Origin of the sequence: Psychromonas sp. SR45-3, from assembly GCF_014163575.1 — a bacterium.
Classification (GTDB): Bacteria; Pseudomonadota; Gammaproteobacteria; order Enterobacterales; family Psychromonadaceae; genus Psychromonas; species Psychromonas arctica.
The window spans coordinates 76,067-96,073 of the sequence record NZ_JACJDP010000006.1 but is presented as its reverse complement, the minus strand read 5'-3'; the positions used below and the strand labels follow the sequence as shown (position 1 = coordinate 96,073).

Here is a 20,007-nt window from a genome sequence, read left to right as displayed (position 1 = left end):
GGATACAATAAAAAATTAAACGCATTCTAACGGAAAAGTACACTTAAGATTGCTTTTTTTGTCGATCTTGATTATAAAATGCAGATCTGAAGATCATTGGGATCTTTATACTTTATTAATTAAAATTAATGCGGAATTTCTTTACATTATCCCCCAAATAGGATTAAAATCTCGCACCAATTTAAATGCACTGGTCAATTTACGACCGTAACCATAAAGGTAATAGGCATATGCCAGTAATTAAACTTCGTGAAAACGAACCATTTGACGTAGCACTACGTCGTTTTAAACGTTCTTGTGAAAAAGCAGGTATCTTAGCAGAAACACGTAAGCGTGAATTCTTTGAAAAACCTACTACAGTTCGCAAACGCGCTAAAGCAGCAGCTGTTAAACGTCACTTGAAAAAACTTTCTCGTGATAACGCTCGTCGCGTTCGTCTATACTAGAATAGATAAAGGTTTCCAATGTCTATAAAAACAAGATTACAAGAAGAACAAAAGCTTGCAATGCGCGCTAAGGATAAAGTCCGTTTAAAGACTATCCGCTCATTAATTGCTGCTGTGAAGCAGATTGAACTCGATGACAAAGTTGAATTGGATAACGACGCTGTAACTGCAGTGGTTGTTAAATCAGTAAAACAGCGTAAAGATTCAATCTCGCAGTTTGAAAAAGCTGACCGTACTGATCTTGTTGATATAGAAAAAATGGAACTTGTTATTTTAGAAGAGTTTTTACCTCAAGCACTCACTTCGGAAGAAGTTGAAACACATATTAAGCAAGCTATTGCAGCAGTTGATGCACAAGGCATGCAAGATATGGGTAAAGTGATGGGGATACTCCAAAAAGAGATACAAGGAAGAGCGGATATGGGTTCAGTAAGTGGTCTTGTAAGAGCTCACTTGAAATAAACCCTGTCCATCTTTTTTGATTAAAAAGCCTCAGCTTAATAATTAAGTCTGAGGTTTTTTTGTTTTAACCTGTATAAAATATTAAATCCCTCTATTATTTATTCATCTATTAATTGTAATCAGTATTAACAACTATTGTGTACTTTTAACCACAACGAGTATACTAGCCTCTTTTATCAATAGGACTCACAATGGCCGGCCGCATTCCCAAAAATTTCATTGACGATCTGATTTCTCGCACCGATATCGTTGATGTAATTGATAGCCGCGTAAAATTGAGAAAAAAAGGAAAAGATTATCGTGCATGTTGCCCATTCCATAATGGTAGCAATAACTCTTCATTTTCAGTCAGTTCAGATAAACAGTTTTACCATTGTTTTAATTGTGGGGTCAGCGGCAATGTCGTTTCCTTCCTCATGGATTACGACGGAATTGAATTTGTAGATGCCGTAGAAGTACTCGCAGAGCAATTATCCATTGAAGTACCACGTGAAGAATCAGGGCATAGTCAACCGGCAACCAGTTATGTCGATAGAAAAGATCTTTATCAACTAATGGCTGACATCACCCGCTTTTATCAACAACAATTACGTACACATAAGCACAGTAAAAAAGTCATAGACTACTTAAAAAGTAGAGGCTTGTCGGGTGAAACAACTAAACATTTTCAAATCGGTTATGCCCCAGATGGCTGGGATGAAGTGCGCAAAAAATTCGCTATCAATAAACAATTAGAACAACAGTTGATTGATGCTGGCATGCTAATCAGCAAAGACAGTGGCGGCAGCTACGACCGTTTCCGTGACCGCTTAATGTTCCCTATTCTAGACAGACGTGGTCGAGTAATCGGCTTTGGCGGGCGTGTTTTTGATGATACGACACCAAAATATTTAAATTCACCGGAAACCCCTATTTTCCATAAAGGCAAAGAGCTTTATGGCTTGTATCAAGTTAAACAACATGAAAAAGACGTAAAACGCATTTTAGTCGTTGAAGGTTATATGGATGTTGTTGCGCTAGGGCAGTTCGATATTCACTATGCAGTTGCTTCTTTAGGGACGGCCACCACACCTGACCATATTCAATTATTGTTTAGACAAACCAGTGAGGTTATTTGCTGTTTTGATGGTGATAGTGCGGGACGAACTGCAGCATGGCGGGCCCTTGAAAACGCCCTCCCCTCTATTCAAGATGGTCGAACATTACGCTTTATGTTCTTGCCTGACGGTGAAGATCCAGATAGCCTAGTACAAAAAGAAGGCAAAGAATTTTTTGAAAAACTGGTTGATCAAGCAATGCCGTTATCAGATTTTTTATATCAGCATCTGCTTACACAGGTTGATATGCGCAGTGCCGATAGCAAGTCTAAGCTAGCTCAGCTAGCTATCCCGTTGTTAACAAAACTGCCTGATTCAGTATTTAGACAAATGATGGAAACCCGCTTAATTAGCTTATTAGGCATTGAAAAAGAAGGCTTAAAAAAGCTTTTACCTGCTCCAACGAAGCTTGAAAAAAGACCAACATCAAAAAAAATAACACCAATGCGTTTAGCTATTTCATTACTGCTACAGAATCCTCAAATGGCCTATCAGTTAGATGAAATACCTGAATTTAAAGAAATGCAAATACCCGGCTTAACTCTTTTAAATTCACTACTTGAAATTTGTAGAGACACACCCCATCTCTCTACAGGTCTACTATTAGAACACTGGCGCGAACAGCCACAAGAAAAGCAACTAATTGCTTTAGCAACTTGGAATAACCAAGTACAAGAAGATAAATACGAACAAGTATTTTTCGACATATTAGATAATTTTTTATCATTGCACCTGACCCAACGAATTGAGTTTTTAAAACAAAAATCAAGACAAGGTGAGATTTTAACAACAGAAGAAACAGTCCAGCTGGCTCAACTTCTAAAAGAACAAAAACAACATTAATGGGATTGGCATAAAATTCAATATAGGCGTATACTCGAGCGCTTATATTTTTTCCCATTTACACCACATTTCACGACTAATTTTGGATGGTACCTATGGCGCAAACACCTCAATCACAGCTTAAAGAGCTGATCATTAAAGGTAAAGAGAATGGTTTCTTAACCTTCGCAGAAGTGAATGATCACCTTCCGCAAGATATCGTTGAGTCGGAGCAAATTGAAGATATCATTCAGATGATCAACGACATGGGTATCCGAGTTGTTGAAACTGCTCCTGATGCTGATGATCTAATTCTTTCTGGCACAGATAACGATGAACCGGATGAAGATGCGGTAGAAGCCGCTGCACAAGTATTAGCAACGGTTGAATCAGAAATAGGCCGAACTACCGACCCTGTTCGTATGTACATGCGCGAAATGGGTACAGTAGAACTACTGACACGTGAAGGCGAGATTGTTATCGCTAAACGTATCGAAGAAGGCATTAAAGAAGTACAGAACTCTGTTTCCGAATACCCTGCAACTATTCGTAATCTATTAGATAACTACGATAGTTATGAAGCAGAAGAGATGAAATTAACTGATTTAATCAGTGGTTTTATTGACCCAAATGATGATATGACACAAGCAGTTAGTGCAACTAACATCGGTTCTGAATTATCAGAAGCCGAATTAGATGACGATACTGATGACGACAAAGAAGATGACGAAGAAGAGGAGGAAGGTCCTAAAGGCCCTTGCCCAGAAGAAGCAGCAGAAAAATTCACTGAATTACGTCGTTTAAACAACATCGTTGAAAAATCAATTACAAAAAATGGCCGTAAACATGCGGACACATTAAGTGCAATTGAAGAGCAAGCAGAATATTTCCAACAATTTAAACTCATTCCAAAACAGTTTGACCGTATGGTAAAACTGATCCGTGGCAATATGAGTGCTGCACGTGTTCAAGAACGCTTAATATTAAAAATCTGTGTTGAACAGTGCAAAATGCCAAAAGCAGAGTTTATTAAAATCTTCAAAGGTAATGAAACAAATAGTGCATGGTTAGAGAAAGTACTAGCTGGTAGCGAACCTTATGTTCAAGGTATTAAAGAGTCAGTAGAAGATTTAGAACGTTGCATTCGTAAAATGCTAGCGATCGAAGTTGAGAGTGCACTCACTATTTCTAACTTGAAAGAAATTTCTCGTGCAATGAGTATTGGTGAAACTAAAGCTCGTCGTGCTAAAAAAGAGATGGTTGAAGCCAACTTACGTCTTGTAATTTCTATTGCTAAAAAATATACCAACCGTGGTTTACAGTTCTTAGATTTAATCCAAGAAGGTAATATCGGTCTAATGAAAGCTGTAGATAAGTTTGAATACCGTCGTGGCTACAAATTCTCTACTTATGCAACGTGGTGGATCCGTCAAGCAATCACTCGTTCTATCGCTGACCAAGCGCGTACAATCCGTATTCCTGTACACATGATTGAAACGATTAATAAACTTAACCGTATCTCTCGCCAAATGTTACAAGAAATGGGTCGTGAGCCACAGCCAGAAGAGCTAGCTGAACGCATGATGATGCCTGAAGATAAAATTCGTAAGGTATTAAAAATTGCTAAAGAGCCAATCTCAATGGAAACCCCAATTGGTGATGATGAAGATTCACATCTAGGTGACTTCATTGAAGATACAACGATTGCACTACCTGTTGATAGCGCAACTAGCGAAAGCCTTAAAAATGCAACTAACGATGTATTAGAGGGGTTAACTGCTCGTGAAGCTAAAGTACTACGTATGCGTTTTGGTATTGATATGAATACAGACCACACGTTAGAAGAAGTAGGTAAACAGTTTGATGTAACACGCGAACGTATTCGTCAAATTGAAGCTAAAGCGCTACGTAAGCTTCGTCACCCTAGTCGAAGTGAACAACTTCGTAGCTTCTTAGACGAGTAACCATCAGGTAAAGGTCAGGTATAACTATTTTATTATATAAATCTGACCTTTAACGCTGATAAAATAAGCAATCAAACGTAATGCACTAGACACGTAAAAATCTAGCTTATATAATCAGCGAACAAATTTAGGCCCTTTAGCTCAGTTGGTTAGAGCATACGACTCATAATCGTCAGGTCCCCCGTTCGAGTCGGGGAAGGGCCACCATATTTTAAAAGCCGTAATAGATTAATTTCTTTTACGGCTTTTTTATACCCGCCACAACGGACCAGTAACAAACAGTACTTCAAGCATAGATTAATTCTTTGATATTCAATCTAAGGAGTTAGCCACCAAGCAAATATCCGCAGTATAAGAACACAAGCTCGTCATTTGAAAAAGCGGCAACGAATGAAATAGGCCTAGTTACTAATTTAATCGACACGACACCAAACAATCCTCTTATGCTATTCGATAAAGGGGTTTATTCTCTTCGGTTATTGAATCGATGACAAAGCAATACTGTTGAGCGTCATTAGCAGCTCCCTTTGAAAAAGAAAGTAGTTTGAAGTCATTCGCAGATGGGCGCTAGAGATCAAATCATTCGCTTAAAAGTCTCGTCACAAGCTCGAAAAATGGGGGAAGCCTCTAGCAACGATTGATGCTCGTTTGGAAAAAAGCATCATAATACCAATCACACTAATTAACTGATCTATTTTACTTGTTAAAATAACTTATTTTTTCGTTGTAAATTTCGTAAAGGGAACAACCATTTAGCTAAATTTACGCCTTAAACTAAGTCATTTTTCCTGCGCAAAATTTAGATCACTTATTTAATGTAATCGGTATAAAAAGTATGCAGATAAAAGAAGCAAAAAAATGCCAGTCAGTTATTAACTGACTGGCATTAGATTAAAAGTACATTTTTACTTGTTACCATTCATATCTAACGGTCTACTGCTTTATCTATTTATATTATTCTAGTTATTTATTCTAGTTATATTGTTCAATTTATTACTTTCTTGCGATAACCCAAATAGCATGGACAATACCTGGAATGTAACCTAGCACCGTCAGTAATATGTTAAGGACAAGAGTCCATGAAAATCCGACTTGCAAAAATACGCCTACTGGCGGTAGTAAAATAGCGAAAATAATACGAATAATATCCATGATTTAATCCTTATAATTATTTAATCCAATAAAATGTGCGAGTATTCAAATATTGATTAGATAAGTTTTATTTGAATACTGACTCTGTTCAATAACTAATTAGCAAACATCACGCCATTATTTAAGCCAAACAAGATATACAGTTAAGAAACTGATTTTAAAAGATTTAAATCTATTTATAGAAATAAATAATGATAGTGAAGAATAATTTAAAATTTCCAACAAGAAAATAATTCTCGCTAGTTGTAAAATTTACTTATCTACTTATACTCAATAGAAAATGTCAAATCACTTAAAATTTATCATTCAAAATATTTAATTTAGTACCATTCGACACCGTCAAAATAATACGTTCAGGAACACTAAGAGGCTAAAAGTAACTGATATTGGATGGATGTTAACATTAAATAAAAAACCAACTTATCCCCCACAAATAAAACCAGTAGCGCACTGCTGCTATTTATACTTATGTTACTTCAAGATGTTTGTCCGGCATGAGTTTGGGTATCAGAACAAGGCGCAATATGAGTAAATGATATCCTCTTTTTGATTATTTCAACGCTGAACGGGCATTTGAGAACGGGTTCCGTAGGCAAGGAAAATAACACCAATCTGTGTTGTTATCCCCCCATGTAAAAGAGCGACCAAAGAGTGACGTCTCTTAATCATTCTAACGATAGAGTATTAATAAAGTTAATCTCTCAAAAACTCAATGTTATGCCTATCATTTGTCACTAGCTTTCCTTGCTAACTTTGCACCTTGAAGCATCATGTGTACATTGTTATTCGTGGGAGTTAAAAGCTAACCTTTTACAATTTGATTTCTTCCATTGTCTTTAGCTTGATAAAGCGCCTTATCAGCGCGTTTAAACCATTCAGTAAAGCTTTCACCTTCTCTATAGGTTGACATGCCAGCACTAAAAGTAACTTGAGAGGCAGGACTAAAATCCATTGCAGCGACTCTTTCTCGCATATCTTCCATATGCTCATAGACCTTCTCTGAAGTAGAGGCAGATAACAACACAACAAACTCTTCCCCTCCCCATCGGCAGATAAGATCCTCTTTACGCATACTTGTGGTCAATTCACTAGCAATGCGACACAGCACTTTATCTCCGGTGTCATGTCCATATTTATCGTTAATATTTTTAAAGTGGTCAAGATCGAGGACTGCTAATGCAATACTTACATGGTGCCTCTTCGCGCGCGAAAGCTCTTTTTCAACTAATGCACTAAAAGCGCGACGATTATATAAATTAGTGAGTGAATCTTTAGAAACTAGCACTTCAAGTTTGTTATTCTGTTCACTGAGCAAGTTATTTTTGGATGAGATCTCCTGGGTTCGTTCACGAACAATTTCTTCCAGCTGAGTAGTATGATGATGAATTTTTTGAAGGCTGCGAGAAAACGCTTTAGAAAGTGCACCTATTTCATCTTTAGAATGAATAATACGTATAAAATTGCTTTTGGCAGTTACCGACGCTTTTACATCTTTAGTAAGCCTAACGATAGGTCCTGTCACCTTGTTTGATAATTGGCTTATGATAAACAAAAAAACGATCATTAATATAATTGAGATAGTTAATACGCTGTATACAATGCTGTATATACCTCGAAAAATTTCAACTTCTTGAGTGGTTACAAACAAATTCCACCCAGGTAAATATTTAATCTTAGAAAAAGTAACTATTTTAGACTCTTGTAATTGTGTGTCGTAATAATGTCCATAACCATTATTTTGTAATTTAGTTTGCCTTGCTATTTTATAAAAACCTGGGAAGTTTGGGTTCTCGGTGGTTGAAAGACGATTATTCATTACGATGCTAGGGTCAGGGTGAGCAACCACCAAGTCATTAGAATCTGCTAACCAAGCATAACTACCATTTGCTAATTTGATGGATGATAATTTATCAATAATAGTTTTTAATGGTACAGCAACGGCCAGTGTTCCTTGCCATTTATCTTGGTCATTTAACACGGGTACGGCAACGATTATCACTGGTATTTTTTCAAATAAAGTGTTCACAGGTACTGTGATGTTATAGGGTTTATTTTTCCACTGCTCATTTTTCATAAATAGTGGATTAGTGACTTTATTTTTATTACCTAAAGCATCGACTAAGTTTAAATTTTGATCAACATAAATAGCATTAACAAAATTACTGTTACCTACCTTCATTAAACGCTTCAGTATTTGTTTAATTTTATCTGGATCATTTTTTTTAAGTGACGAGTCATCACTTTGCATTTCTAACATCGCAATATATTGAGCAAATTCTTGGCTCAATAAGTTGGCGTGCATATTTGATATTTCACTGGATTTTTTTAATTCTAAATTCAGTATATTCTCTCGTTCATTGATAAAAATGGTCACTAACAATAACGCGGTGAAAGAGATCATCACTAATGAAAACAGAGTAATTATTTTGGCTTTTATACTATAAAACATAATCACCTTAGGTGGGCTATTAAAGATGATTAAAAAATCAACATCAATGACTGATAACAACTATTATTTGTAATACAATAAAAAGAAAAAGCAGATAACCATTTCTGTCTAAAAACTAATAATATACGGACTCACATTTTTTATGATAAATATTTAAGTGATAAAGTAATAATATCGCTGATTTTTACAATATACCCTTAATACTTTGTATTAAAATCACACAATTTTCACTTTTAAATCTTTAAATTTTTAAAATTTACAAGTTATATGTTTGTAACAATATATATATAACTTGTAATGATAAGTATTATCTTAGCATTTTATGTAAATATAATTAGATCAAGTCAATAATATTTATAAAAAATTCACATTTACAGTAAAATATTCTATTCTTTTTTACAACTAAATACCGCATCAAATTGATGCTACTAATTCTACAATTAGGTCCCAAAACTAACTCAGGAAACAATACCGTCAGTGTTTAAACTAATTAGACTCGTTCAGAGAGCTTTGTCTATTTGACGGATTCTTAGTAATAGTGACTCCCCCCTAGTAAATCAAAATAATTACTTTAAGCTAATCGTTAATTAAATAAACAATGAATAGGACAACACATGAGTGGTTTATCTCCATCACGTATTACTGAAATATTAAAACTCGACCAGCAACAACGTTTTCAATATTTATGTAAAGAAGTAAACATGCAGCAAAAAATTTGGTTATTAGTAGATGAACATGGCTGCGTTATGCTCAACACAGAGGATGAAGACTGTGTTCCAGTATGGCCAAATAAAGAGTTTGCAGAGGACTGGGCAACGGAAGAATGGTCTCATTGTAAACCAGAAGCGATTAGTTTAGATAAGTGGCGTGAACGTTGGACACCAGGCTTAGAAGATGATGAACTATCAATTGTTGTTTTCCCGGATAAAAATTTAAAGGGGGTAATTTTCTTCCCTGATGAATTTGAACATGAACTTACACTTAAAAGTAAGAAATAAAAGCTTAACAAGTGTACTTCTTGTGTGCCAGTTAACTTACCTCCGGCAGAGCCGGAGGCTTATTTGATTACGCCCTCAAAGGGCTAAAGTAAACGCCCAAGGCGTACTACATTTGAAACTTTAATTGATCTCGGTGCTCATCGTCTTTTTCTTGGTTACGAATATACTCAATCACCATATTTTCATCTAAACCAACTGTTGATACAAAATACCCTCGAGCCCAAAAGCTTTCACCATTGAAGTTTCGTTGCCGCCCTCTAAAGTTTTTCGCTATTGAAATGGCGCTTTTTCCTTTCAAATAACCAACTACATTTGAGACTGAATATTTGGGAGGAATACTCAGACAAATATGAACATGATCTTTCATTAAATGCCCTTCTTCGATTGTGACACCTTTTCTCTTCGCTAACTCATGAAACGTTTCACCTAAGTGTTTTCTAATCGCTCCATATATCAACTTCTGTCTTTTTTTAGGAATAAATACAATATGGTATTTACAATCCCAACGGGTATGAGACAAACTCTTATAGTCTCAATGTTTAATTACGCTAAATAGCTGATCATTCTTATTGGTTAAAATACATCACTTCTGCGTTAGAAATTTTGCAAAGGGAACGACCATTTGACGAATTTCTGACTTAAATTGAAGCACTTTCCCTTGCCAATAATTGATCATATACTTAATGAAATTGGTATTACAGAGTTGGTACCAGCTTCAATTGTACTTTATGAAAGTACAATTGAAGGTAACTAATGCCCGTTACTATGCTTTCTAGAAAATATGATTAAAGCAGATACAAAAGATCAATTGAATGAGCTCAAGATGAACCGATTAATAAACACCTTAAAATATTTACTACCCATTAAATGGTTACTGTTAGCTTGCCTTTCATTCCCTTTTACTTTGTCTGCCCATCCGCACGCATGGATAGATACAAATACTGCGATTGGAAGTGATCAAACACATATTACAACCTTACACATGACTTGGACTTTTGATGCAGAAACATCTGCTTATATGTTACAGGGTGAAGATATTAGCCCAGAACATATCAATAATACGTTACAGTTATTAGCGACTAGCGTAACCAATAACATGTATAACGAACATTATTTCACCTATTTTTATGTTGGTAATACGCCAATTAAGTTTAAAGCGGCACGTTACCCTCAGCTAATACAATACCAAGATAAGTTAGTGCTAAGCTTTGATATTCCCCTATCCGAGCCAATCGCTTTTAATAATAAAACCTTTAAACTATTTATTTACGATTCAACTTATTTTGTTGATATGTCATGGCTTGAGCCACAGGAGATTCAAGTCACCGAAGATATTAATAAACACTGCAAACAGAAATTACTTGAACCTAAAGCTTCAGATGCGCAACGAGCTTATACTTTATCTTTAGCAGATGACGTAGCGCCCAATAATGCACTTGGACAACTCTTTTCTCAGCAGTTCCAGTTACACTGCAACTAATGAATACATGGAAGGGTAGCAAATCCCCTTCCGCTCCCATTTACTGATTTTACCACTATTAGGAAGTAACTATGCTTTCAATTTTTGATATTTATAAAATAGGCATCGGGCCGTCGAGTTCACACACTAGTGGCCCTATGTTAGCCGCTTATCTTTTTGCTACTGCTAACCAAGAAAATATAGATCGTATTACCAGTATTAAAATTGAATTATACGGTTCTTTGTCATTAACGGGTAAGGGACATCATACCGATAGAGCTATCATGCTAGGTTTGATGGGTTTTAAACCAGATACAGTAAAAACCAATACGGCCAATAAATTATTAAAGGAAATTGCAGAAACAAACACACTGCCGTTTTTAAATACACTGAGCATTGCATTTAATCCTGAGATTGATATTGAGTTTAAAAGTGAAAGCTTACCATTGCATGAAAATGGAATGCGTTTAATGGCTTATGAGCAAGATAAAAAAATCGACTCTCACACTTATTACTCAACTGGCGGAGGGTTTATCAGCACAGAAGAGCAATTATTAAACCCCGTCAAAACACCTAAAAATAGCGTACCTTTCCCTTTTAATTCAGCGGAAAGCTTACTCAACCAAGCTGACCGAAATGGATTAAGCATTGGTGGCTTAGTATTAAAGAATGAACTTAGTTTTTGCAGTGAGCAACAACTCGATGAAACGACGGAGAAGATATGGAGAGTGATCTCACAATGTCTAGAACGAGGTCTGAAAACAGAAGGCATCCTAGAAGGTGGTTTACAGGTTGTGCGCCGAGCCCCCGCTTTATTAAAAACACTACAGTCTAGCGAAGGGGTTGATAACGACCCGATGAGTATTTTAGATTGGGTTAACCTGTATGCCTTTGCCGTAAGTGAAGAAAATGCATCTGGTGGGCAAGTGGTCACATCTCCAACCAATGGTGCAGCAGGAGTTATCCCTTCAGTGTTAATGTATTACAACAAATACATACGTGAAATTGATACAGTGAAACTAAAGGACTTTTTAGCCGTATCAGCTGCGATTGGTATGCTATATAAAATGAATGCTTCTATTTCAGGGGCAGAAGTAGGTTGCCAAGGTGAAATTGGCGTTTCATCATCAATGGCAGCAGCAGGTTTAACAGCAATTCGAGGTGGTAGTAATGAGCAAATTTGTATTGCCGCTGAAATAGCGATGGAGCATTCGCTCGGCATGACCTGTGATCCGATCGGTGGATTAGTACAGATCCCTTGTATAGAACGTAATGCAATGGGGGCAATGAAGGCGATTAATGCTTCTAGAATGGCTTTAAAACGTAATAGTAAATCACTCATTTCGTTAGATAAAGTGATCGCGACTATGTTTCAAACTGGTAAAGATATGAATAAAAAATACCGAGAAACGTCGCAAGGTGGATTGGCAGTGATTCATCTAGCACCGCCTTGTGAATAAATTATTCTATGTTAACAGACACTAACTAATTAATAACAACCTCTTACTGTTAGGAGGTTGTTATTATGTAGAAGTCGTTATAAGCCAATCAACACACTTTTTACTCTATACAATATTATTCAATAATTGCTTTTATTCAATAAATGGCTTTATTAGTTTATTTTTAATAACTCAACATCAAAAATCAATAATGACCCAGGGGTGATTTTACCTGCACTGCGATTACCATAAGCAAGTTTACTCGGAATAAAGAAACGGAATTTATCCCCTTCCACCATTAATTGAACTCCTTCCGTCCAACCTGGAATAACTTGATGCAAACCAAAAGAGATAGGTTCACCACGTTCTACTGAGCTATCAAAAACCGTACCGTCAAGCAATGTGCCATGATAATGAACCTGTACGTTACTTTTTGCCGTTGGATGTACTGTCCCTTCGCCTTTTTCTAAGACCTCATATTGCAGACCCGAATCCGTCACCATTACGCCTTCTTTAGTTGCATTTTCAGTTAAAAACACCTCTCCTTTAGCAATATTTTCTGGCGCATTTTTACCTGCGTTCATCGATTGAAAAATAAAAAATGCGACCACTAGAATTAACGCAATAAGAATAAATTTAATCATACTAACTTCCTGAATTTGTAAAAATATAAAATGAAGTGCTGACTGTACTAAATTTTACTGGTTTATTTAACTCTAATTTAAGATACACGCACAATACCGGTCACAGATACCGTTCTAATCATAGCAATCATAAAAAATAGGGTAATGAATTTAGCTGAAAGCTTATATATGTGGCGGTTCAGTAATGAGACATAAAAGGGTAATTGATAATAAGCAGATAACAGATAGAGTGAGAATAAGCGCTAAACAGTAATGAATATTGGGAAAGCAGTGAAAAAACTAATTTTCTCACTGCTTTATTACGTTAAGTTTTCAACGCATCAAGCATTTAACTTAATAGAGAGTCGAAAAAATACGTTTAATTTCCGCTCTTTGTTGTTTCGGTTGCGTTCAATCTTAGTTCTTCATTGAGTTGCTTTTCCACGTAACCTGGTGAATGTGTATTACCGGAGATTAAACGGTACATAGCAGGAATAACAAACAAGGTCACCATGGTCGCAAACGCCATTCCAAAAAACACCACCGTCCCCACTGCTATTCGGCTCTCAGATCCTGCACCAGAAGATATAATGAGTGGAATTGAACCAGCCAACGTAGTGAATGCGGTCATTAAAATAGGTCGTAAACGACGAGCAGAGGCATCAATGATCGCAACTTCTAGCGCTGCGCCTCTATCACGTAATTGATTAGCAAACTCAACAATCAAAATACCATTTTTTGTTACCATACCAATCAACATGATCATGCCAATTTGACTGTAGATATTTAACCCCTGACTCATTACGACCATACCAATAAAGCCCCCCAACACCCCCATCGGTACGGTTAACATAACCACTAAGGGATTGATAAAACTTTCAAATTGAGCTGCTAGCACTAAATAGGCGACCAATAAAGCAAGTCCAAATACAATCAACACACTACTGCGGTTTTCTTTGTATTCTTTCGACTCGCCATTATACGATACTGAAATATCACTTGGCAGTAACTCTATTGCTTTTGCATCGAGGTAATCTAATACTTGCCCCAAAGATTTTCCTTCTGCCGCACTGCCTCCTAGGGTAATTGATTTTTGTTTATTGTAATGAGACAAACGGTTGGCGGAAGCCACCTCTTCAATATCAGCAATAGTATCTAAAGTGATCAATTCACCGCGATTGGTACGCATATAAATCTGACTTAAATCACTGACATTATTGAAGCTATTTTCATCACCGCGTAAATAAACATCATACTCTTCTCCGCGGTCGATATAAGTGGTTTCACTACGACCTCCGAGCATCACTTCTAAGGTTTGAGAAAGTTCATCCAAGCTCACCCCTAATTCCGCCGCTCTTTGCTTGTCTAGGGTCACCACTAATTCAGGTGTTTTTTCTGAATAATCTAAATCACCATTAATGAGTATGCCATCCGCTTCAGCATGTTGCCTTAAGAGCTCTGCATATTTAGCTAGCTCAGGATAATCGGAACCACCAAGTACAAACTCAACTTGGTCGCCAGAACCACCTCTAAAACCAGGTAATAATGGACGCACTTTAATATCTGGCAGATTTATTAATGCTTTATTAACCAAACCAAGCGCTTGATTGGCCGACACACTTCGATCATTCCAGTCTTCTAAAATCATAATAACGAAACCGGTTTGGTCACCCGCATTACCACCAAATGCCGGTGCTTGAGTACTAAAAGACTTAATCACACCTTGACCTAGTAGTGGCATCAAACGCGCTTGTACTAAATCCATATTAGTAGACATACGGTTAAAACTAGTGCCTTCGGCACCTTTCACAAAAGCGAATATCACGCCTCTATCTTCTTTAGGCGCTAATTGTGAAGGGATTTGTTGCATTAAAAAATAACTCCCCGCAATACAAGCCAAAATAACTAAGGGGGCTGCTAAACGTAATTTTATTGCATACACTAAACCACTACGGTAAACACTTTCTAGACGTGAAAATTGTTTATCCACCCAGCGATTAAAACGGTTTTGTTGTTGATGCTCTTTTAACATTTTGCTCGCTAATACGGGCGTTAATGTTAAGGCAATAAAGGATGAGAAAATAACTGCCATAGCGAGTAACACTGAGAATTCAGTAAATAACAGTCCCACCATGCCATCCATGAAGGAAATAGGTAAAAATACCATCACCAGTACCATAGTGGTTGCGATAACAGCAAAACCAACCTCTCTGGCGCCCTTATAGGCCGCCATCAATGGTTTTTCTCCTTTTTCAAGGTGGTGGAAAATATTTTCAACCACTACAATCGCATCATCAACCACCAGCCCTATCGATAAAATTAGCGCCATCAAGGTAATTAAATTGATAGAGAATCCAAAATAATAGGCAGCAATAAAAGCGGAAACTAACGATACGGGTACAGTAATGGCAGGAATGATGGTGGCCCTTGCCTGACCAATAAAGATATACAGCACTAAGATCACTAGCCCACCAGTGATCATTAAGGTGTTATAAACCTCTTCAATAGAACGCTCTATAAAAACAGTCGAATCATAGTCTACTAACAAGGTCGTATTTTCAGGTAAAAACTGCTGAATATTATCCACTTCTTTGCGCACAGCGGCAGCAACTTGTAATGGGTTAGCATCGGATTGTGCAACGATACCTAAGCTTAAATTAACCACACCATTACTTTTGAAAGCAGAATTTTCATTTTCAGCGCCCACATACACTTTTGCGACATCTTTTAGATAAATAGGCGTTCCATCATTAGCAGTACGAACCACTAAATAATCAAAATCTTGAGGTTCAGCATATAAGCGTGCTGTTCTAACTGACATTACCGTGGTGTCATTGCGTACTTCACCTCCCGGGTTTTCAACATTTTCGGTTTGTAATGCATTAACAATATCACTTGTGGTCACAGACCGGCCTGCCATCATGTCTGGATATAACTTCACATACATGACCTTGTATAAGCCACCAGATAAATCCACTGAACTCACACCACTAATCAAACTGAAACGATCCACTAAAATACGCTCAGCATAATCGGTAAGTTGAGTCCTATCCATGGTTGTCGAATTGAGGTTAATATAAAGCGAAGGCTCACCGGAACCATTATTCTTAGAGACAATAGGTTCATTGGCTTCATCGGGTAAACTACGTTCTGCTTTAGCGACTGCATCACGAATATCACTGACACCTTCGGTTAGGTCCCAGCCTAAATCAAAGGTCACTGTGATACGAGACATACCATTTCGAGTGACTGACTCAATGTCATCAATACCACTAATACCTGTGATTTGATCTTCAATAACAGCAGTAACCTGACTCTCCATGATGGTTGCACTTGCCCCTTCATAACGAGTCATGACCGATACAACCGGACTTTCTACATCTGGCATTTCTCGAACAGATAGTTTACTAAATGAAACCGCACCAAATACACACAGCAATAAGCTTAATACTATTGCCATTACCGGTCGTTTTACCGACACATCTGATAGCCACATTATTTACTGTCCTTGTTAGTCTTTGCTTTGGCATTCACTTCTGCTGCTGAGCCTTCTTTAGCTAAATCATTAATGGTTAGACCATCACGCATATTCACCAAGCCTTGCACGACTATACGCTCACCGATTGCCAGACCTGATTCAATTAAAGCTTGGTCACCAATACGCGCACCGAGCGTCACCTCTCTACGCTGTACTTTATTATTATCACCAATCACATATACAAAGCGTTTGGTACCAGAGTACTCTAGCGATTGCACTTCGATAATAGGCTCATTAACAGCGGCAAACACCAGTTGAGACTTCATCATCATGCCAGGTTTTAATTGTTGACTTTTATTATCGAAAAGCAAACGAACACGTAGATTCAATGTGTCAGGGTTAATTCGCGAGTCAACAGCAGCGACCTTACCGATGAACGCAGTCTCAGGCCAGGCACGGCTAACAGCTGAAACATCCATGCCTATTTCAATCATAGATAAATAACGTTCAGGGACGGGTAAATCTAACGTCATTTCAGAGAGATTATCTAAGGTCAGTAACGTTTCACCTATGGCCACGGTTTTACCTTCACTAAAGTCCAGTAAACCGATGGTGCCAGCGAAAGGAGCAACAAGGCGATGATTATCAACAAAAACCTGTGCGGCAAGTAAGCGCGCTTTAGCAATTGCAACCACTGAGGCTTGCCCATCAAATTCTGTTTGTGTGACCGCCTGCTTTTTTATTAAACGCTGAAAATCTTTTAACTTCCTTTGTTCATCTTGTAAATAAGCCCTAGCTTCAGCCAATAAAGCTTTTGCCTTAGCGTCATCTAACTGAACAAGCAACTGTCCTTTTTTTACTGCTTGATTTGCTTGTACGGCTATTCGAGTCACTTTAGCGGTAACTTCAGAGGCAATGCTAACAAATTGTTCAGCTTGTAACTTACCAATCAGAGTTAAGGATTGAGCGACTTCATGCATCGCAACCACGTCACTATGAACAGGCACAGCAGGAGCTGGACCACGAGCAGAAGCTAGATTGCTAACGACACTCAGCAACAATCCCGCAAAAATAAAAACCTTATTTGATTTATTCATTATTTTTCTTCTAATAGATATGGATCAAGTAACAATAAAAAGAGAATAGCATTCAACTATTGCTTCTATCATAAAGTAAAAAAAGGAAAAGATTGTGAAGAAAATGTGGAGATATGCTAAAAATAGATAGAAAAGAAACAGGCTAAATGCTTAAAAAGCATGAGAAATAAATATTTTGTAGCAAAATATCAAATTAACTCACAGTAAGTAATATCTAAGAATGGCTATAATACAAACAATTATCTTTATCGACAATACTAACAAAACAAGTCACTAGGAGTAGTAGTTTATGATTACTGTATTATTTCGTTGGGAAATAAATCCAGCACATGAAAAAGTATTTAAAGAAGGTTGGACGGAATTAGTACAACGAAATATTGAAAAATACGGCGCTTTAGGCTCTCGTTTACATAAAACTAAAGATAATCAATGGGTTTCTTACAGTCAGTGGATAAGTGAAGAGCATTATTTAAAAGCACAAGGCTTAGAAGATAAACATGAAGGTGCGCGAGTTAAAATGCTAACCGCAATCATTAGCTCAGCTCAACCCTTAGTATTAGTACCTGTATTGGATCATTTAATCGGTACAAAGATTTAAAAATTTATTAATGGTTAGGGGATAAATTCCCCTTTTAAACAAAAAACAAGCAAATACAAAGCGACTTTGACCAATGTGATTGCTTGTTTTTTAATAAATAAAGTTATTATTCAATAGGGAAATTGTTATTAAATAACAGTTAACACTTTTTCCATTGTCAATCTTGATTTAGCCAATTTCGCATTATAATCTTCAGATGGATGATGGTAACCGATTGCTAATGCAACGTCACATTCATACCCACCTAACTCATCAGCAAAAATTTCACCAATGAGTTGACTATCGACACCTTCCATTGGCGTTGAATCTACTTTTAAACGCGCTAAAGTATGCATTGCATTGCCTAACGCAATATAAGTTTGAGATTTAGTCCAACTTGCATTATTACCTTGCTCATCAGTATTCATATCAGCAAAAGCGTAACCACCAAATGCTTTTTCTTTATCTTCAGGTTTAGTGCGTTGGTCAGCTATACCTTGGTCCACTACTTTTTCATAATCAGCACGTGTGTAAGCAGGATTATGTGCAAATAAAATAATATGTGAACAAGCAAAAACATGCGGTTGATTAAATTGAAATTTATTAGCAAAAGTATCAAACATTCTTTGTTTCGCCGCATCACTTTCAATCACAATAAACTTCCAAGGTTGTGAGTTGATTGATGAAGGAGAAAGGCGTAATGCTTGGTATAAAATATCTAAATCTTGTTGAGCAACCTTTTTACTTGGGTCGTATTTTTTCGCAGTATAACGTTTTTCTAAATCGTTAATAATTTGTTCATGTGTTGTCATTGTTTAAGTCTCATTTGTCAGGTTGTTAATGTAAATGCTTTCGCCCAATTTTAAATGGCGATTGATAGTATAGACATTGTTATTAATGAATAAACACATTGTACACTTGATTTTTTTATTTGATAATCATTGATAAATTTGAATAACTTGATAATTATTTTTGAATATGTATCACTTAAATGATCTTAAATTAGCGATTAGAATTGCCGACTTACAAAACATTTCTGCAGCCAGTCGTGAACTCAACTTAACACCTGCCGCAGCAAGTGCAGCATTAAAGCGCTTAGAACAAAGACTAAATTGCCAATTATTCGTTCGCTCGACACGCAACATGCAATTGACCGAAGAGGGTCATCTATTTATTGAAAGTAGTCGCGAGGCGATAAAAATATTAGAGCTGGCGAGCAATACGTTAAACAATAATAACGATCAATTAAGTGGCGACTTAGGGTTAAGTATGCCCTCTGATCTCGGTAGAAACATAGTGAGTGCTTGGTTGGATGAGTTTTTAGCCTCGGCGCCTTCTTTAACACTCACCTTGTATTTAAGCGATCATATGAGTGATTTAATGGATCAAAAAATTCAACTCGCACTACGTTATGGCCATTTAGCAGATTCAGCGCTTAAACGTCGTTACTTAACATCATCACCACGTTATGTAGTTGCTTCCCCTACTTATATCGAAGAGTTTGGGCAACCCAATAGTCCTGCTGAACTGCAACAACATAAGCTATTAAATTGGAACTTAGGCAGTAAAAGCCATCAACAATGGGCTTTTAATAAAGATAATCAACGCATACAAGTCTCTGTTACCCCCATTAAAACCACCAATGACGGTGCACTATTAAGAGAGTGGGCTATTTTAGGGCATGGTATTGCTTATAAAAGCTGGATAGATATTGCAGAAGATGTGGAACAAGGTCGTTTGAAAGTATTGTTAACAGACTATTTAACAGAAGATATTCCTTTGCAGTTAGTCTACTTACAAACAGACTACCCTAGAAAGCAATTACGCATGGTGATTGACTTTTTGCAACATAAATTCAGTGAATTTAGTAAACGATATCCTCCCCCTTAATACTAGGAGGCCATTTAAGTAATGAATGACCTCCGCTTCATATCGACTCACTTA

At 36.9% G+C, this 20,007-nt stretch carries 16 protein-coding genes and 1 tRNA gene; 10 read left to right on the top strand and 7 right to left on the bottom strand.

Annotated features, from left to right (window positions below; translation table 11 throughout):
* Nucleotides 1–230 precede the first annotated feature (230 nt).
* The 5 genes from rpsU to H5084_RS05435 all read left to right on the top strand — a co-directional run bounded on the left by rpsU (nucleotide 231) and on the right by H5084_RS05435 (nucleotide 4,998).
* On the top strand, nucleotides 231–446 hold the full coding sequence (gene rpsU, locus H5084_RS05455; RefSeq protein ID WP_025563760.1) for a 30S ribosomal protein S21: 216 nt from the start codon (nucleotides 231–233) through the stop codon (nucleotides 444–446).
* Nucleotides 447–464: 18 nt separating this feature from the next.
* Nucleotides 465–908: a GatB/YqeY domain-containing protein gene (locus tag H5084_RS05450; protein WP_182689798.1), complete on the top strand. Its 444-nt coding sequence runs from the start codon at nucleotides 465–467 to the stop codon at nucleotides 906–908.
* A 191-nt stretch (nucleotides 909–1,099) separates the two neighbouring features.
* Nucleotides 1,100–2,848 carry a DNA primase gene (dnaG, locus tag H5084_RS05445; RefSeq protein ID WP_182689797.1) on the top strand — a complete coding sequence of 583 codons (1,749 nt, stop codon included), beginning with the start codon at nucleotides 1,100–1,102 and terminating at the stop codon, nucleotides 2,846–2,848.
* Nucleotides 2,849–2,943: 95 nt separating this feature from the next.
* Nucleotides 2,944–4,791 (top strand): RNA polymerase sigma factor RpoD, encoded by a 1,848-nt coding sequence (gene rpoD / locus H5084_RS05440; RefSeq protein WP_028868997.1) that lies wholly within the window; start codon nucleotides 2,944–2,946, stop codon nucleotides 4,789–4,791.
* A gap of 130 nt (nucleotides 4,792–4,921) precedes the next feature.
* Nucleotides 4,922–4,998: transfer RNA gene (locus tag H5084_RS05435), tRNA-Ile, on the top strand.
* 786 nt (nucleotides 4,999–5,784) lie between these two features.
* Here the strand turns inward: H5084_RS05435 and H5084_RS05430 are convergent.
* Both H5084_RS05430 and H5084_RS05425 read right to left on the bottom strand, forming a co-directional pair.
* Complete coding sequence (locus H5084_RS05430; protein ID WP_037071730.1) at nucleotides 5,785–5,943, bottom strand: YqaE/Pmp3 family membrane protein; 159 nt, start codon at nucleotides 5,941–5,943, stop codon at nucleotides 5,785–5,787.
* A gap of 802 nt (nucleotides 5,944–6,745) precedes the next feature.
* Nucleotides 6,746–8,392, bottom strand: a complete 1,647-nt coding sequence (locus H5084_RS05425; RefSeq protein ID WP_182689796.1) for a sensor domain-containing diguanylate cyclase — start codon at nucleotides 8,390–8,392, stop codon at nucleotides 6,746–6,748.
* Nucleotides 8,393–9,006: 614 nt separating this feature from the next.
* On the opposite strand from H5084_RS05425, the gene H5084_RS05420 reads away from it, so the two are divergent.
* Nucleotides 9,007–9,390, top strand: coding sequence for a DUF2750 domain-containing protein (locus H5084_RS05420; RefSeq protein ID WP_182689795.1), 384 nt, complete (start codon nucleotides 9,007–9,009; stop codon nucleotides 9,388–9,390).
* Nucleotides 9,391–9,496: 106 nt separating this feature from the next.
* Here the strand turns inward: H5084_RS05420 and tnpA are convergent, their stop codons facing one another.
* A complete protein-coding gene (tnpA, locus tag H5084_RS05415; RefSeq protein WP_182689794.1) occupies nucleotides 9,497–9,910 on the bottom strand; it encodes an IS200/IS605 family transposase in 414 nt (137 codons plus the stop codon).
* A gap of 303 nt (nucleotides 9,911–10,213) precedes the next feature.
* Between tnpA and H5084_RS05410 the strand changes: the two genes are divergently transcribed.
* Nucleotides 10,214–10,870 carry a DUF1007 family protein gene (locus H5084_RS05410; protein ID WP_182689793.1) on the top strand — a complete coding sequence of 219 codons (657 nt, stop codon included), beginning with the start codon at nucleotides 10,214–10,216 and terminating at the stop codon, nucleotides 10,868–10,870.
* A gap of 71 nt (nucleotides 10,871–10,941) precedes the next feature.
* Nucleotides 10,942–12,309: an L-serine ammonia-lyase gene (locus H5084_RS05405; protein WP_182689792.1), complete on the top strand. Its 1,368-nt coding sequence runs from the start codon at nucleotides 10,942–10,944 to the stop codon at nucleotides 12,307–12,309.
* 152 nt (nucleotides 12,310–12,461) lie between these two features.
* Here H5084_RS05405 and H5084_RS05400 read toward each other — a convergent pair whose 3' ends face one another.
* The 3 genes from H5084_RS05400 to H5084_RS05390 form a co-directional block, all read right to left on the bottom strand.
* A complete protein-coding gene (locus tag H5084_RS05400; protein ID WP_182689791.1) occupies nucleotides 12,462–12,932 on the bottom strand; it encodes an FKBP-type peptidyl-prolyl cis-trans isomerase in 471 nt (156 codons plus the stop codon).
* Between the two features lie 358 nt (nucleotides 12,933–13,290).
* Entirely contained in the window at nucleotides 13,291–16,407 is a 3,117-nt protein-coding gene (locus tag H5084_RS05395) for a multidrug efflux RND transporter permease subunit (RefSeq protein WP_182689790.1), read from the bottom strand.
* Nucleotides 16,407–17,486: an efflux RND transporter periplasmic adaptor subunit gene (locus H5084_RS05390; protein ID WP_182689789.1), complete on the bottom strand. Its 1,080-nt coding sequence runs from the start codon at nucleotides 17,484–17,486 to the stop codon at nucleotides 16,407–16,409. The genes H5084_RS05395 and H5084_RS05390 overlap by 1 nt, the downstream gene beginning before the upstream one ends.
* Before the next feature lie 289 nt (nucleotides 17,487–17,775).
* On the opposite strand from H5084_RS05390, the gene H5084_RS05385 reads away from it, so the two are divergent.
* Nucleotides 17,776–18,084, top strand: coding sequence for an antibiotic biosynthesis monooxygenase (locus H5084_RS05385; protein WP_182689788.1), 309 nt, complete (start codon nucleotides 17,776–17,778; stop codon nucleotides 18,082–18,084).
* Nucleotides 18,085–18,212: 128 nt separating this feature from the next.
* On the opposite strand, the gene H5084_RS05380 is transcribed toward H5084_RS05385, so the two are convergent.
* Nucleotides 18,213–18,875 carry a nitroreductase family protein gene (locus H5084_RS05380; RefSeq protein ID WP_182689787.1) on the bottom strand — a complete coding sequence of 221 codons (663 nt, stop codon included), beginning with the start codon at nucleotides 18,873–18,875 and terminating at the stop codon, nucleotides 18,213–18,215.
* A gap of 166 nt (nucleotides 18,876–19,041) precedes the next feature.
* Here H5084_RS05380 and H5084_RS05375 point away from each other — a divergent pair, with 166 nt between their 5' ends.
* Nucleotides 19,042–19,953, top strand: a complete 912-nt coding sequence (locus H5084_RS05375; protein ID WP_182689842.1) for a LysR family transcriptional regulator — start codon at nucleotides 19,042–19,044, stop codon at nucleotides 19,951–19,953.
* Nucleotides 19,954–20,007 lie beyond the last annotated feature (54 nt).